The organism is Kamptonema formosum PCC 10802 (assembly GCF_000332335.1).
In the GTDB taxonomy this organism is placed as follows: Bacteria; Cyanobacteriota; Cyanobacteriia; order Cyanobacteriales; family Oscillatoriaceae; genus Oscillatoria.
In genome coordinates, this window is record NZ_KB235948.1 from 6436376 (window position 1) to 6450974 (window position 14599).

At 53.4% G+C, this 14599-nt stretch carries 16 protein-coding genes, 1 tRNA gene and 1 pseudogene; 11 read left to right on the forward strand and 7 right to left on the reverse strand.

What is annotated here, in order from left to right; genetic code table 11:
* Together OSC10802_RS51370 and OSC10802_RS0128360 are read left to right on the forward strand one after the other, a co-directional pair.
* On the forward strand, positions 1 to 183 hold a 183-nt coding region (locus tag OSC10802_RS51370; RefSeq protein WP_232731772.1), incomplete at its 5' end, for a hypothetical protein.
* Positions 184 to 945: 762 nt separating this feature from the next.
* Entirely contained in the window at positions 946 to 2286 is a 1341-nt protein-coding gene (locus OSC10802_RS0128360) for a 16S rRNA (cytosine(967)-C(5))-methyltransferase (protein ID WP_026098893.1), read from the forward strand.
* 47 nt (positions 2287 to 2333) lie between these two features.
* Here the strand turns inward: OSC10802_RS0128360 and OSC10802_RS44925 are convergent, their stop codons facing one another.
* On the reverse strand, positions 2334 to 2645 hold the full coding sequence (locus OSC10802_RS44925; protein ID WP_017720158.1) for a hypothetical protein: 312 nt from the start codon (positions 2643 to 2645) through the stop codon (positions 2334 to 2336).
* A 305-nt stretch (positions 2646 to 2950) separates the two neighbouring features.
* On the opposite strand from OSC10802_RS44925, the pseudogene OSC10802_RS48065 reads away from it, so the two are divergent.
* Positions 2951 to 3758: pseudogene (locus OSC10802_RS48065) on the forward strand (IS630 family transposase).
* Positions 3759 to 4224: 466 nt separating this feature from the next.
* Here OSC10802_RS48065 and psb35 read toward each other — a convergent pair.
* From psb35 to petP, 5 genes are all read right to left on the reverse strand, one after another.
* The gene (gene psb35 / locus OSC10802_RS0128380) at positions 4225 to 4440 is read right to left on the reverse strand and encodes a photosystem II assembly protein Psb35 (protein ID WP_017720162.1); all 216 of its coding nucleotides are present in this window, start codon (positions 4438 to 4440) and stop codon (positions 4225 to 4227) included.
* A 339-nt stretch (positions 4441 to 4779) separates the two neighbouring features.
* Complete coding sequence (locus tag OSC10802_RS0128390) at positions 4780 to 7152, reverse strand: transglycosylase domain-containing protein (RefSeq protein ID WP_445727649.1); 2373 nt, start codon at positions 7150 to 7152, stop codon at positions 4780 to 4782.
* Positions 7153 to 7530: 378 nt separating this feature from the next.
* A complete protein-coding gene (gene chlG / locus OSC10802_RS0128395) occupies positions 7531 to 8550 on the reverse strand; it encodes a chlorophyll synthase ChlG (RefSeq protein WP_017720164.1) in 1020 nt (339 codons plus the stop codon).
* A 76-nt stretch (positions 8551 to 8626) separates the two neighbouring features.
* The gene (locus tag OSC10802_RS0128400) at positions 8627 to 9799 is read right to left on the reverse strand and encodes a Get3/ArsA fold putative tail anchor-mediating ATPase NosAFP (protein ID WP_017720165.1); all 1173 of its coding nucleotides are present in this window, start codon (positions 9797 to 9799) and stop codon (positions 8627 to 8629) included.
* A gap of 167 nt (positions 9800 to 9966) precedes the next feature.
* Positions 9967 to 10170, reverse strand: coding sequence for a cytochrome b6f subunit PetP (petP, locus tag OSC10802_RS0128405; RefSeq protein ID WP_369797102.1), 204 nt, complete (start codon positions 10168 to 10170; stop codon positions 9967 to 9969).
* Between the two features lie 83 nt (positions 10171 to 10253).
* Here petP and OSC10802_RS51375 point away from each other — a divergent pair, with 83 nt between their 5' ends.
* From OSC10802_RS51375 to OSC10802_RS51380, 8 genes are all read left to right on the forward strand, one after another.
* On the forward strand, positions 10254 to 10517 hold the full coding sequence (locus OSC10802_RS51375) for a hypothetical protein (RefSeq protein WP_155968514.1): 264 nt from the start codon (positions 10254 to 10256) through the stop codon (positions 10515 to 10517).
* Positions 10518 to 10694: 177 nt separating this feature from the next.
* Positions 10695 to 11465, forward strand: a complete 771-nt coding sequence (hisF, locus tag OSC10802_RS0128410; protein ID WP_017720167.1) for an imidazole glycerol phosphate synthase subunit HisF — start codon at positions 10695 to 10697, stop codon at positions 11463 to 11465.
* Between the two features lie 129 nt (positions 11466 to 11594).
* Entirely contained in the window at positions 11595 to 11936 is a 342-nt protein-coding gene (locus tag OSC10802_RS56780; RefSeq protein ID WP_017720168.1) for a hypothetical protein, read from the forward strand.
* Positions 11937 to 12061: 125 nt separating this feature from the next.
* Positions 12062 to 12134: transfer RNA gene (locus OSC10802_RS0128420), tRNA-Ala, on the forward strand.
* Positions 12135 to 12146: 12 nt separating this feature from the next.
* Complete coding sequence (locus OSC10802_RS0128425; protein ID WP_017720169.1) at positions 12147 to 12347, forward strand: hypothetical protein; 201 nt, start codon at positions 12147 to 12149, stop codon at positions 12345 to 12347.
* 427 nt (positions 12348 to 12774) lie between these two features.
* Entirely contained in the window at positions 12775 to 13026 is a 252-nt protein-coding gene (locus OSC10802_RS0128430; protein ID WP_198525210.1) for a hypothetical protein, read from the forward strand.
* A gap of 255 nt (positions 13027 to 13281) precedes the next feature.
* The gene (locus OSC10802_RS0128435; protein ID WP_017720171.1) at positions 13282 to 13533 is read left to right on the forward strand and encodes a FitA-like ribbon-helix-helix domain-containing protein; all 252 of its coding nucleotides are present in this window, start codon (positions 13282 to 13284) and stop codon (positions 13531 to 13533) included.
* Complete coding sequence (locus OSC10802_RS51380; protein WP_017720172.1) at positions 13530 to 13820, forward strand: type II toxin-antitoxin system VapC family toxin; 291 nt, start codon at positions 13530 to 13532, stop codon at positions 13818 to 13820. The genes OSC10802_RS0128435 and OSC10802_RS51380 overlap by 4 nt, the downstream gene beginning before the upstream one ends.
* A 230-nt stretch (positions 13821 to 14050) precedes the next feature.
* On the opposite strand, the gene OSC10802_RS0128445 is transcribed toward OSC10802_RS51380, so the two are convergent.
* Entirely contained in the window at positions 14051 to 14371 is a 321-nt protein-coding gene (locus OSC10802_RS0128445) for a slr1957 family protein (RefSeq protein WP_017720173.1), read from the reverse strand.
* Positions 14372 to 14599 lie beyond the last annotated feature (228 nt).

The following is a 14599-nucleotide window of genomic DNA, read 5'->3' on the forward strand; positions in this document are numbered from 1 at the left end:
CCAGAGCCAAAGTGTCAAGTCAGACCGATTGGGAGTGCTTTGACCAATTCACGGTTGATTGAGGCCGCGCCGGTGGGAGAAAATTTGTGTACCAATGGTACACAAGTCCCAGAGCCAAAGTGTCAAGTCAGACCGGCACGGGACTGGCTTGAGCCCCCTAAAGGCGCAGCGTCTTCACTCTAGAGCTGAAGTGAGCCATTTGCCGGAGCATGAGTTGGCAGTCTGCCCGGCGGCGAGGGCTCATCTGTTGCTTATCGGCTGGCGGATTAAACGCCAGTCAGGCAAGCATTTTATGATGTGGTGTTTGCGTTTTACGAGCAGCAAAAGATTGGGACTGGGATGTTATAGCAGTATGCACTTAGGTTAGAACATTAGACCTTCAGGGCAGCCAGACGCTGGCCTACGTCTATATCCCAGTAGTAATATGGGTTAGGACAATAGGAGCAGGACTGGGGGGGTGCAAAAGAGGCCAAAATGTACGAACCTAAGTGCCTAGTGCTATAGCCCGGGTCTGGCTTGGTGACGGGTTTAATACCTGAAGACCTGTAATTCTTGCTTCAAGCCTAACCGCACTTTCGTGGCTCGGACAGGGGTGCACCCAGTAAAGAAGGAGTTGAGAAATTCAGTAAAAAGAGGAATTGACTGACAAGATGAAGTCTGCTAAAAAATTCTTCCAGATCAATTCCGATCAATTAAGCAGAAAAAGCAATGGGCGAAACCGAAGGGTCAAAGAAGAAAGTTGCAGAAGGTGCTGTTTTCACGGCAACAGGAGCTGCCGCTGAAAGCCTCCCAATCCACTTGCAAAAACTGGTGCGAGGTGGGATTCGCAATATAATCAACCCGCACAGTAGGGTGCGTTCCCGCACGAGGCAACGCACCCGACAGCTCTTCCTTGGCGTCCCTTCACGGGGGCGGTTCACCCCCCCTTACGCCATAATAAAAACTATGCAAAACCCCCGCCAAATCGCCTTCCTCGCCCTCCGCGACACCCACCGGCATTCCGCCAAAGCAGACGACGCCCTCGACAAATGGCTGCGCCAAGCCAAACTGAGCGATCGGGACCGGGGGCTCGCCACAGAATTAGTTTACGGCTGCGTCAGGAGAATGCGAACCCTCGACGCCCTCATCGACCAACTCGCCAAAAAGAAATCCCACCAGCAACCGCCGGATCTGCGCGCCATCCTCCACACCGGCTTGTATCAACTGCGCTATCTCAGCCACATCCCGCCAAGAGCCGCAGTAGATACCGCCGTCGAGCTAGCCAAACAGAATTCCTTAGCAGGACTTGCCGGTTTTGTCAACGGTCTGCTGCGGCAGTACCTCCGTCTGGCGGCTGATTGCGCCGATCCCCTGCAAGTGCCCTTCGATCCCGTTCAGCGTCTGGGGATTTCGCACAGCTACCCTGACTGGATTGTGAAAAACTGGCTAGACCGGCTGGGTTTTGAAGAAACAGAACAGCTGTGCCGGTGGTTTAACCAGTCCCCGACAATTGACCTGCGGGTCAACCCCCTGCGGGCGTCAATCGAGCGAGTTGAGGCGGCGATGGCAGAGGCGGGGATGGCGGTCAGTCGGGTGCCCCATTTGCCCCTAGCGCTGCGCACCGAGGGTGCCGGTGCGATTCAAAACCTGCCCGGATACAGGGAGGGGTGGTGGGCGGTGCAGGACAGCAGCGCCCAGCTGGTCAGCTATTTGCTCGACCCGCAGCCTGGCGAAGTGGTGGTCGATGCCTGCGCCGCACCGGGGGGCAAAACGACGCACATTGCGGAACTGACCGGCGATCGCGGCACGATTTGGGCGTGCGATCGGGCTGTGAGCCGGCTGGAAAAGGTGAGCGAAAATGCAGGCCGGCTGGGGCTGTTATCGATTCAAATCTGTGCCGGTGACATTCGCAACTTCTCGCAGTTTGCCGGTGCGGCGGACCGCGTGTTGCTGGACGCCCCCTGTTCTGGTTTGGGAACCCTGCACCGGCGTGCTGACGCTCGCTGGCGGCAGACTCCAGAAACGGTTCGGGAACTGTCTGCCCTGCAAGGGGAATTGATAGCACATGTTGCGAGTTTTGTCAAGCCCGGGGGCGCGATTGTTTACGCAACCTGCACGCTGAATCCCCCGGAGAATGAAAGCATTATTGAAGTATTTCTGGACAGTCATCCGAGCTGGCGGATTGAGCCGCCGGCACCCGATATGCCTGTGGCTGCCTTTGCCAGTCCGGAAGGCTGGGTGCGAGTTTGGCCTCATCGGCACCAGATGGACGGATTTTTTATGGTGCGACTGAGGCTGGGGAAGTGATATAGCAGTATGCACTTAGGTTAGGACATTATCACTCTTCTGTCACTCTAGGCAGAGGAAAAGTAATATTGCCACTGCTGGCCGTTTACGGAAATGGCCGGTGGAAAGAAATTCATTAGAGAAATTAAGCGAGTCAAGCCCAAAGTTAACTGAGGGATAGGGAAAACCTTTAACCAAAGCTTGATAAGATTAAAACAGAGTAGAGGGAGAAGAATTAAGCGCAGATTGTTCAAAACATTTTTCCAGCCTTCTTTTTCGTCCCATTGCTGATGTTGAGGAAATCTTTGGTGAACAGGAGTTGGGGGATTCAGCCAAAACCTCGACCCTTTTTGACTAGAGGCAGCATAAAGACTGACCATAAAATAGGCGCTCTCTACTATTTACCACCATTTTTCAATGTCCTCGTACTGAGTGAGGCGAAAATCCGCCCAGCCCAGTTCATTTTTGCTTTCTTTGAACCCATATTCTATCCTAGTTCGGCTCCCCTAAAAATTGCCAACATCAAGGTAAGTGAGGCCGGGAATTCTCGTCATCACATATAGCACTTGTCATTTAGGTCAGAACATGCTAAAATAGTAATAAAGAGCGTTTAGGAGTCTATTATATATGCCAGCACCACAGCTATGACCTGCGCCAAAAAGTAGTAGCTGCCGTACAACGGGGCATGAGTATAGTTGAAGCTGCCCAGGTCTTTGACGTGAGCCGCAGTACAATTTACCAGTGGCGCAAGCGTCAGTCCGCGACTGGGGACTTGAAACCGGAGTCAGGTTATCACCATGGATGGGGACAGAAAATCAAAGACTTGGAATCTTTTCGTAAGTTTGTGCTGGCCAATGGGGAAAAAACTCAAGCTCAAATGGTGCAAGCCTGGCCCGAACAAATCAGCCCTTCCACTTTCAGTCGCGCCTTTTAAAAAATTGGATTTACCCGCAAAAAGAAAACTTACGGGTACATAGAAAGGGATGAGGTTTCAAGACAGGAGTTTTTAAAGCTTCTTGAGGACAAAGCACCAGATGGTTTTTGTAGATGAGTCCGGTATAGATAACCGAGAGGATTATCCCTATGGATGGTGTGACGGAAGTGAAAGATTTTACGCCTTTAAGTCTGGTCGCCGCAAGCAAAGAGTGAGTATAGTAGCCGCTTTAAGAGGCGAGAGCTTGATAGCACCAGTAACCTTTGAGGGATCTTGTAACCGCAAGCTCTTTGAAAGCTGGGTCGAGAGTCAACTTATTCCCGTTTTAACCGCGGGCCAAATTGTGATTTTAGACAATGCCAGCTTTCATAAAGGTGGGAAAATTGAGGAACTGATTAAATCAGCGGGGTGCGATTTAATCTATTTACCGCCCTACTCACCAGACCTGAATCCAATTGAAAGATGTTGGGCAAGACTTAAAAACTATATCCGTCAAGCTCTTGTCAGGGGTGAGGAGTTAAGGCAATCAGTTGATTCAGCAGTTTTATCTATGTCCTAACCTAAGTGCATACTGCTATACTCTTTCCAAAGTGACAAAAGAGGGATATCAGTAAGGGCCAGTTTCTCAGGGCTCGAAGCTGTGTGGCAAATTTTTCTGGCCCCCACCCCCACGCACTGAAAAATATAGCAGTATTCATTTAGGTTAGGACAGCTTTGATCGCAGCGAACGCCTGTCCTAAGCCTTTTTTCCCCAGGCCACTGATGTCCGTGACCAATATGACTACTGCTATATTATTCTTTCCGATTGCATGCTTTATCTTTAAGTAAAATTTCCGCTCTGGAAAAACACGATATTTCCTGAATAGGCTATGATTTATAGTGGTTGTTTCGCCAGATTTTATATAATATCGATGCAAGGGTAAGGGAGAGCGAGGCTAAAATTTAAAATCTTTAGTCAGCCCAGTCCTGCGCCTGGCCGGCAGGGCTACGGCGCGGGACTGGGGGCGCATGGTCCGTCACAGAGGTTAAGATTTGGGCTTGCCGATACCCGGAGTTTCTTCTGGTTTGACCTCAGGCACAAAGTCAGGACGATTTTTATCTTCCCAGCCGGCAGGGCGCTTGGAGTTATACCAAGCGATGGAACCAAAAACGACAGCGGCAATAAACCCGACTACATAGACTGCAGTAAAGGCCACGGGAAAATTTGAGGTGCCGGCAGATACATCCATCAGAATATGCATAAATGATGACTCTTGTAAGGGACAGCAAAATCGGTAATTTATTTCAATCCCTGACAGGGATTCATACAAATTAACCCTGGTCACTAAGTATAATAGCAAATTCCCATAGAGCTTGTACTAGACCCTTTATGAAAACCAGAATAACCAGCCTTCTGGCTACCTGGCATCTGCCGTTAGAAGGAAAACACGACCGCTGCTTTGCAAAAGGGGCGGGTAAAAAATGCTTCCCGGGGCGGGGGCATTCCGAAAGCGCCGGCGGAAAACCTGCGGGGTGGGTTAATAGGGAAGTACAAGCAGTAGGGTGCGTTAATAGGGCACCCTACTGGTGGCCGGCCACATCTACTGGGGGCTGGAATAGCCCTGGTCGTAGTACCCGCCACCGCTGTTGACACTGTCGTAGTAGCCGGCACCGTAACCCGTACTGGCGGTATTTTGCGGGGGCTTGGCGGGGATGTCATAGTAGGTGATACTGGCCGGGATGGGTTTAGCCTTGATACTGGCTTTACGGCCATCTAGCTGGGGCAGTTCTGGGAAGGGCTCAACCGGCATGCCCCCTACCGCTTCCCTCATAAACGCCCGCCAGGTAGAAGCAGCCGTGCCGCTCGTGCCCCCTGTGGGATAGCTGTCATCGTTCCCCAGCCAGACACCTGTTACCAGTTGGGGGATATAACCAATAAACCAGAGATCGCGGGCTTCCTCAGAGGTGCCGGTTTTCCCTGCCACAGGTCGGCCCAGATAGGCCGGCCTGCCGGTGCCCTCTTGCACCACCCCTTCCAGCATCCAGGTCATAATAGCCGCCGAGTCCTTATCCAAGACTTGTTTGGGTTTAAAATCGGCCTCGTAGAGAACCTGACCCCGCCCGTCGATGACGCGGCGGATGCCGTGGGCTGGCACATGCTTGCCTTGAGCGGCCAGAGTGGCGTAGCCGTTGGTGAGTTCCAGCAAATTCACCTCAATCGCCCCCAGGGCTAGGGCGTAGTAGGGTTTGAGTTCGGTTTTGATCCCCATCTCGTGGGCCAGTTTGATAGTCGGTTCAAACCCCACTTCCGTTAGCACTTTCACCGCGACGACATTAACCGATTTAGCGAGGGCTTCCGCCATCGAAATCCAGCCGCCGCTATAACTTTTACCGTAGTTTTCCGGTTTGTAGCCATCGACGCGCATGGGCAGGTTCCGGTAGCCGTCGTAAGGAGAGAAGCCGGCGGCGATGCCGGCGGCATAGACAAAACTCTTAAAAGTCGAACCCGGTTGGCGCATCGCCTGAGTGACGCGATTGAATTCACTCTCGCCGTAGCCATAGCCGCCGACGAGCGCCTTAACTTCGCCGTCGCGCGGGTCAATCGCCACCATTGCTGCCTGCTCGAACCCCTCAGCCGGCCCATCGAGTTCCACTGCGTCCTTAACCACCTGTTCCGCCACCCGCTGCCACTTGAGGTTGAGGGTTGTCTCCACCGTCAGGCCGCCCTTTTTCAGGGCCTCTTTGGAGATATACTTGGGCAATTCCTTCTGGATATAGGAAGTAAAATAAGGAGCTTGCAGCTGCAAACGCTTCGGCTTCTTCGGATTGAGCTTGACGGGAGTGTTTTTAGCAGCTTCCGCCTCAGCCGGGGTGATATACCCAGCCTCTACCATTTCCCGCAACACGATATTGCGGCGATCCAGGGCAATTTTGGGATTGACCAACGGCGAGTATTCCGTAGGTGCGGGCGGCAGACCGGCAATCGTGGCCATTTCGGGCAGGGACAGTTTGTCCACCGTTTTGCCGAAATAAACCCAGGCCGCGTCCGCCACCCCGTAAGCCCCCGAACCCAAATAAACCAAATTGAGGTAGCGCTCCAGGATTTGCTCTTTGGTCATCTCCTCCTCGATTTTCATCGCCAGCATCGCTTCCCGAATTTTGCGCTGTGCGCTCTGATCGAGATCGAGGAAGACAATTCTCGCCACCTGCTGCGTGATCGTGCTGGCCCCTTGCACCACACTTCTCTCCCGCAGGTTGGAGACGACCGCTCTGAGAATGCCCTGATAGTCTACGCCGCCGTGTTCATAAAAGCGCCGGTCTTCGATGGCAATAAACGCTTGAACCAGCTTTTCTGGAATTTGGTCATATTTCAGCTTGTCTCGGGTGGCGTCGCCGACTTGCTGTAAAATAGTGTCATCAGCGGCTTTTATCGTCAGCGTTCCCTGTCTGGCAAAGGTGAATACCTCTGAGATGGGCGGCAAGCTGCGCTCTAAAGACTGCAAGGCCACCAGCATAGTCACCGCCCCACAGCCCCCACTGAAAAGGTACATGCCGGTCCAGAATAAAGGACGCCGGTGCAGCGGCTTTTGCCGCAGATTCGCTCCCACAGCCTGCAAAACTGGCTTGACGGGTTCGAGTTTCCCCTCCAGCTTGTCGAGCGTTTCGCGGACGCCTTTGGCGCTCTCGAATCCCAGGGCTCCTGCCTGGGAGCCTTGAGCCGATAACTCCGGAGAAGTTTCCCGATCGGGTTGTGAACCCTCTTGCTCCTCAGGCAGAAGATAGTATTCACGAGTGGGACCTGGGTAGGCTTCGGTCGAGCTTTGCTCCCGATCCCGAACATCTTGCCCCCTATCCTCTAGCTGAGCTTGCTCTCCTGCCTCAATAGGAGGGGCATATTGATAAAATTGAATCGGATCAGAATCGTTGCCCGACGTCAATGATATATGCTTGAGCTTTGAGAGAAACTTTGACACAGCAGATCCTCAATCACACCAGGAGATGATCCAGGGCTTTGCAGCCCTTGGCTCGAGCCACTGGAAGGATACACCAACAATATCCTTCCCGCAACGGTGAAGCCGGAACATCCACAGTGGCCTTTCACACACCACCATATACCCGGGCTCGAAGTTCGTTCTATTTTAGTGCTTGGGAGGGCTATCTCGCCAAGGGGGTGCGAGTATATATTTTAGATTTTATCTCAGGTTCTGTCAACTGACCCGAATCAATTTCTCTGTGTTCCCCCTCAAGCCCTCAATCCGGCTCGCTGAAAAGTAAACCGGAGGCGAGCTGAGATTTTTCCGTAGCGACCTGCTCCCAAATTGGGGCTGGTCGCCACTCAAATCTCACACAGGCTACACGCCTGCATGCCCCAAGGCCAGACCGGCGACCAGCATCCCCAAAACGAGAAAAGGCTGGGCGGAAGCCTGATATTTGACATCGTTTTCCAGGGGATTGCGCAGGAAATACATGTCCTGGAAGGTAATTTGGGGGATGACCAGCAGCAGCAGAATCACAGCGTACAGGTTCTGGTGAATGGCGATCAAGTAAGCGGCGATGCCGGCTTGAAACAAATCAATCATCAGGACGCAGATCCAAGCCGCCGTGCCAATGCCAAACATCACCGGCAAAGATTTCAATCCCAGCTTCTGGTCGCCTTCGACGCTTTTGAAGTCATTGACCACGGCAATGCCCAACCCAGCCAAGCTGTAAAACAGAGTGAGAGCCACTATAGTGGCATTGAGCTGGCCAAACAGGGCGTGGCCCGCCCACCAAGGCAGGGCGATGTAGCTGGCTCCGAGGGCGTAATTCCCCAGCCAGCCGTTTTTCTTCAGCTTCAGGGGTTCTGCAGAGTAAATGTAAGACAGAAACGACCCGCCAAGGGCCAGCACGGTCAGGATAGGGAAGCCGTGGCCGGCCCATCTGTCTAGTGCGTAAGCCACGCCAATCCCAGCCAAGAGCAGCGCCAGAATTTGGGTGACAGCTTGGGGAATAGAGATAGCACCCGAGGGAATCGGGCGGTAAGGCTCGTTGATGGCGTCGATTTCGCGGTCGTAGAAATCGTTGAGGGTTTGGGTGTAGCCGGCCAGCAATGGGCCCGACATCAGCATGCAGGCCGCGGCCTTGAGCAGATTTTCCAAACTCCAAGTGTACGCCCCAGAGGAGGCTGCGCCGCAGACGACGCCCCAAATCAGGGGAATCCAGGTGATGGGTTTCATCAGCTGCAGGCGGATTTTCCAGATATTGGTCTCTCCGCCGGCAGCGCCTTTCATACCTAGCAGCTGCCTGGTTTTGCCGCTGCGGTCTGTCTCGCTGGCCGCAGCGCCTGCTGTCGGTTCAACTGGATTTGGGGGAGAAGTCGGAGAATTAGACATAGTTCAAAGTTAGTTGTCAGCTGCCAGCTGTCAAAAGTCCCAAGTCCGTTTATTTTTGACTGAACGGTGAGCGCCACTACGCGAACGAAACGATCAGGTACTGATTTTGAAACTTAGCTCCCTTAACGGGTTTGCCGCTCAATTCGGGAGGCAGCAGGATGTTGCGCCGCTGGTCGCCAGCTTCTATCGTCACTTCCGGACCGTATTGCGTCAGTTTCACTTGCTTTTTGTCAAATCCGGGCAGAAATAGGCTGACTTGGCGACCGGGGACATCAATGGAGATCGGTCTGGGAGCCTGAGGGGCTTTGCTGAAATCTGGCAGGGCGTCCATTAGCGGCTGCCAGTCGCTGCCGGTGCGGAAGGGAACCGTGCTCACCGGCAGCGGTGCCAGTTCAGAGGTGACGGTCGCTTCGACGCAGGCTTCGCGCTCGTAGGTGCTGTAAAGCTCTTGCAGGCTGGGAGCCAGTTCTGCTGCAGCTGTGTCCGTCAAAATCGCCTGATTGAGGATTGCGCCCCCAACGGTGAGGCCCACTTGCTGGGCGCTGCCCCAGAGGTAGCGGGCTGCCGCCACGGCCACTGGGTTGCCGGTGGTCACCAAATAGGCAGCCACGCGGTTGGGGTTGGCGATGGCATCCCTCCACTTGTCCAGCAAGTGGGTAAAGTCCTGAGTCGGCGCGGCAAAGTTATCAGCCGACCAATCGACATTGAGAACCGCGCTGGTCACCGGCTGCAGGAATGGCGACAGGGTTTTGCCGAGGTCGGAATCGGCAAACACCTGACGGAACCGGCGGATGTACCAGCTGAGAATTTCCGGTGCCCCCAGCATCCGCAAGGTGTTTTGGTCGCCGCTCAAGTCGCAAACAATCGCGTCATACTGGCCACTGGCGTCCAGCTCGCGGATGGCATTCATAACCAAGGCGGTTTCCATCCCCGGCACGACCCCCAGCTCTTGGCCATAAACAGCCTTAAAAAAGGGGGTGCGGACATATTGAGCTTCCAGTTTTTTGATTTCTTCCCAGCCGCGCTCGAGCAGCACAGCTATCTGAAACTGCACTGCTTTCAGGTTGGGAGCAATCTCTTGCGGTTTGGGCCCGAGGGGTGCCCCCAGCATCAAGCCCAGGCCAGGGCCAGGATCGGAGCTTGCCAGCAGCACTCGCTGCCCAGAACTAGCCAGCCGCTTGGCAGCTGCGATCGCTATTGTGGTGCGGCCTGTGCCGCCTTTGCCCAAAAAGGTTAAAATCAGAGCCATTTTTGTTCCCGACGCCCAGATCGTCCAACTTATCCGACGTGCGGCACTGGAAAATGCAAGTTTTCCTTATGTTAGCGGGCGGAACCGCACCTGTGCCACACCCGCAACCGTAACGCTGCTCTTTGCTGCCAGCGTGAGGCTGTCAGTTATGTTTGACCCCCCAAAGTTTACTGCGACGCCACTTCGAGTTCGTCTTCAAAGAACCAGGTGGCAAAGGTGTCATCAAATTTGACCAAGAAACCAATGCCTTTTCCATCGACCACTTTGAATTCCTCAACTGTGCCGACTGGATTCTGTTTAATTTTGCTGACTGTATTTGCCGGCAGCCGGTCCCTGAGGCGGCGCACTCTGACTTTTTGACCTATTTCCATATTGATATTCCCGCTGGATACTCCCGCCACAAATATGATAGCTGGCGGTGAGAGGAAAGCGGGGCGGGGTGTGTCGCTTTCCTGTGGACAAATTTTTGCTCGCTGTCTGGCTGCAACGCAGCCAGGAACGGGGCCGAAACCTCGCTTGGCGGCTTGCGGGCGACCGGGTTGCCGCAGGGGGGGCATCTTGCCCTTTTTTAGGGACAGGCGGGACGGCTGTCCTGCCACCGGCACAGGCGGGACCCCTGTCCGGCGACCGGTACCGGCGGTTCCCCCCGGGACTGCTGCCGGCTGGATTTACAGACCAATCCAAAGTTTATCAGGGGACGCTCACGCATTCCATCTAGAAATTTTCAGTCTTGCTGCGGGACGGCTATACAGTGGGAGTGGGGGCGAGGGGACTTGGGAACCAGAAGGGGGTGAGGGGGAGATCGCTCGGGCTGTCTCCCTCTCTGTTTTTCTGGCTCTACCCCCAACGGACACCCCAAGCCCCCTGTCACTCAGTCGCACTTAAAGGAATTGCCATGCTGGCCAAACGAATTTTGCCCTGTCTGGATGTCAAAGCTGGTCGGGTGGTTAAAGGGGTGAATTTTGTGGATCTTAAGGATGCCGGCGATCCAGTGGAACTGGCGCAGGTTTATAACGATGCCGGTGCCGATGAGCTGGTGTTTCTGGACATCACGGCAACCCACGAGGATCGGGACATCATTTTTGATGTGGTCTACCGCACCGCTGAGCGGGTATTTATCCCCCTGACGGTGGGCGGAGGTATACAAAACTTAGAAACTATTAAAAGATTGTTACGAGCCGGTGCGGATAAGGTCAGCGTCAATTCCGCTGCAGTGCGCGATCCTGAGTTCATTAACAGGGCAAGTGAGCGCTTTGGCAGCCAGTGTATTGTAGTCGCTATAGATGCCCGCCGCCGGCCCGATGGGGCCACCCCGGGCTGGGACGTGTACGTCAGGGGCGGGCGGGAAAACACCGGCATCGATGCGGTGGAGTGGGCTTTGGAAGCAGAGCGCCGCGGTGCCGGCGAACTGCTGGTCACGAGTATGGACGCCGATGGCACGCAGGCCGGTTACGACTTGGAGCTAACCCGCACGATTGCTGAGCAAGTGCCGATTCCTGTGATTGCCTCCGGAGGTGCCGGCAACTGCCATCACATCTACGAGGCGCTGAGTGCCGGCAAGGCGGAAGCGGCTCTCCTGGCCTCTTTGCTCCACTACGGACAGTTGAGCGTGGCTGAAATTAAGGACTATTTGGCAGGGCAGCAAGTCCCGGTGCGGTTGCTGTAAGCCGTGGGGACTGGGGGATGGGGACTGGCCACTAGCGACTGGCGGCGCATGCTTAACCCAAATGGGTGACGGTTGCTGATACCAGTGTTACAATATGTCAAGATTTGAATAGTTAAATTATGTAAAGTGATGTTCATAATTCTGATTATTGTGATAGCGTTAGTGGCCTGGTCGCTGCACCTGATGCAGGAGGCGGTGGAGAATCGCGAGTTCGCTTTAATGCTGGCCGGCACGCTGGTGGCCACTGCAGCCGCTGCTATGGTCGGGGTTTATTTTCTGATGGGCGGCTATGTGGGCTACGTCACGGAAATGTCCCAGCAGTCCTATTTGCCTTATGAGTCGCTGAATGTAGAATACCTGAGCTGGGTTTCGCCGCCGGATGGTATGTTGGAGCCGGGGGCGCGGCTGACCGGCTCTCAGATTGGCGGGCCCCCAGCGTTTCCGTCAAGGAGACCGTTGGCTGGAAGCTAGCTCCGGTAAGGGTTCTGGCCGCTGGAACCGGCACGCGGAATCTGGGGGTGCTCCCCGAAAAAAAATTTTTGAAAAAATGCTTGACAAAAGGGGGAGGGTTGAGTGATTATAGTGAAGTGCGGCAAGGGGCTATAGCTCAGTTGGTAGAGCGCTTCAATGGCATTGAAGAAGTCAGCGGTTCGAATCCGCTTAGCTCCATAAGAAAAACTTATGTACGGTAGGGTGTCCAGCTATTATCCGCTGGACACCCTTTTTTGTGGGGAAAGCCGGTGGTGCCGGTGGGTGAGAGGGGTGCCGGTGGGTGAGGGGGTGCCGGTGGGTGAGGGGAGTGCCGGTGAAATACTTGAAGCGCCACTGGTTGTGGTAGAGTTTGTTTCCATATTAGAGACTTTGACCGGCAAGGGGCATTAAGCAAAGCTATGCGGCAGGCGAAGCCCCCGCAGCCACTTCTGCTTCCCGAAAAATAAGATACCGAATAGCATCTAGCGTCAGAAGGCGATCTGCTATTGTGGTGTGGAGAGAGACAATTTATTCATCAGATCCCCAATGGTGGAGTATCAGAAGCATTATTGGTGCGCGTTTATTAGTGATTACTAAAGTTAGTGGGTAAGCCAGGAATTCAGAGCGGCTTGTCTTTGGATATATAGCAGTAGCCACTTAGGTTCGTACAGCTGCTATATAGACGTAGGGCAGGCGTCCGGCCCCCCTGCAGGTCTAATGTCCTAATCTAAGTGGCTACTGATATATATTTTCACAGTGTATCTGTCTGGCTTCCGTTAGTCTTCCTTCCCTAAAAACTTTTACCCCTTTTCCAATTTTCACTGGATTGAGCGGAGTAATGTACTGTTGCAAGACTAATGGCAAACAAATGGTAGCAGCTGGTTTGAATTTTGCCAGCTCCGTGATGAGTAAAAGCTCGTGGGCGGAATGCTTTCTCCAACAGTGGGAAGACATTGAAGCAGCTGCCAGAGAGTTGGGATGTTATGACCGGCTTCATATTTGGCCCGACCCTGAATTGAGAGGGTATGTTGATGAAGCAAAGGTAGAGAACTGGCTGTATAAGCAGACAGTTGAAAAGTGGAAAGTCTAACAGCCTACAGACTAACGTGAACTCCACTCAGGCGATTTGTAAGAAAAACACCGGCACTCCCCACCCCCGCAAACCTCCCTAAAATTGCTATGGTGGGGATCACCGGCATCTCCTTATAATTCGCAGTGCAGGTTCAACCTGCCAACCGGCACCCCATCTTCCCAAACCTAGAAACCGCTCGATAGATGAATCGAGGTCATGTTCAAATTCAGAAACCAGACCTATAATTAAAGTATAGCGCAGAGAGGAGAAACCATGACTCAAATTCTAATACAAGACCTCGACCCGACTGTCGCCGACAAGCTAAAAATTCGCGCCGGCAAACACGGGCGCTCACTGGAAGCCGAGGTGAAAGCGATTCTGGAGGCGGCGGCTGAAACTGAGGCTGTCGAGAGGGCAACCACAAGGTTGGAAGGGTGGGAAGCAATTGACAAGGCAAGAGCTAAGTATGCCGGTCGAACCTTTAGCGATAGTGCTGAACTTTTGCGGGAGGATAGAAACCGTTGACTCTGTTTGTTGTAGATGCCAACGTAGCCATTAAGTGGGTAGTGCCTGAAATCCACTCTTCAGACGCACTCCGTTTGCGTTCGCCCGACTGTGACCTCCTAGTTCCGGATTTCTTCTTCCCAGAAATAGCCAATATTCTGTGGAAGCGGATTCGGCGCGGTGAAACTACCCTAGAAAATGCTCAGGAGGATTTAGCTGCATTGATGACAGCCCCTTTACAGATACATCCGTCTTTCGCGCTGATGCCACAAGCTCTTGATATTGCAGCCCGAACAAGCAGTTTATGACTGCGTTTACTTGGCTCTCGCTGTTACTAACGGCTGCCAAATGGTCACGGCTGATCTGAGATTCTTTAACGCACTTCACGGCGATCCCTTAGCCGCGCACCTGTTATGGTTGGAGAATTTGCCCTGAAATAGTTTGCAGCCAGGAAAGCCCAATTAAACGAGAAAGTCGGCTTCTCTAAAAAACCGGCTTTCTTCACCCTAAGTCCAGATTCCCAAAACCGGCACGCCAGCTACACATCCTCAACCTCAAGCTGACCCACCACAATTGCCGTAAAAGCGAAGGCAAAAACTACCGGCATGGGACACTTCAGCAAATAGCTCAAAATAGCAGCCGTCACGCCCACCGCAGTTGCCGCCACCGACCAAAATTTCTCATCGGGACTCATTCCTTTTTGCGCCTTAATCAACCTGAGAATTTTACCAGGGATGGGCTCCGGCATCACCGCACTTGGCGGGAACGCCCAGTAATTATTGTAACGCTCTCTAATTAAATCCGTCCAGCCGTTCTCCTCACACCATTCGGCGACCCACTCATCACAGTAATGATTCATATCCTTGCTTATCTTCAGACAATTCAAGTGGTTTAACTAAACGAAACTTAGCCTTCAGGAATTCCTGGCAGCTCAGCCAAATCAGCCTTTAATGCAAAAAATTGTAAAAGCTCGTAAAGGCTTGTAACGAAAGACCGGCAGCTGCAAAGCACCGCCACCTTTCATTCAAAAGACTAGCAGACGCAGGAGCAACAGACAAGCAAAAGATAATAAACTTTACCAAAACCA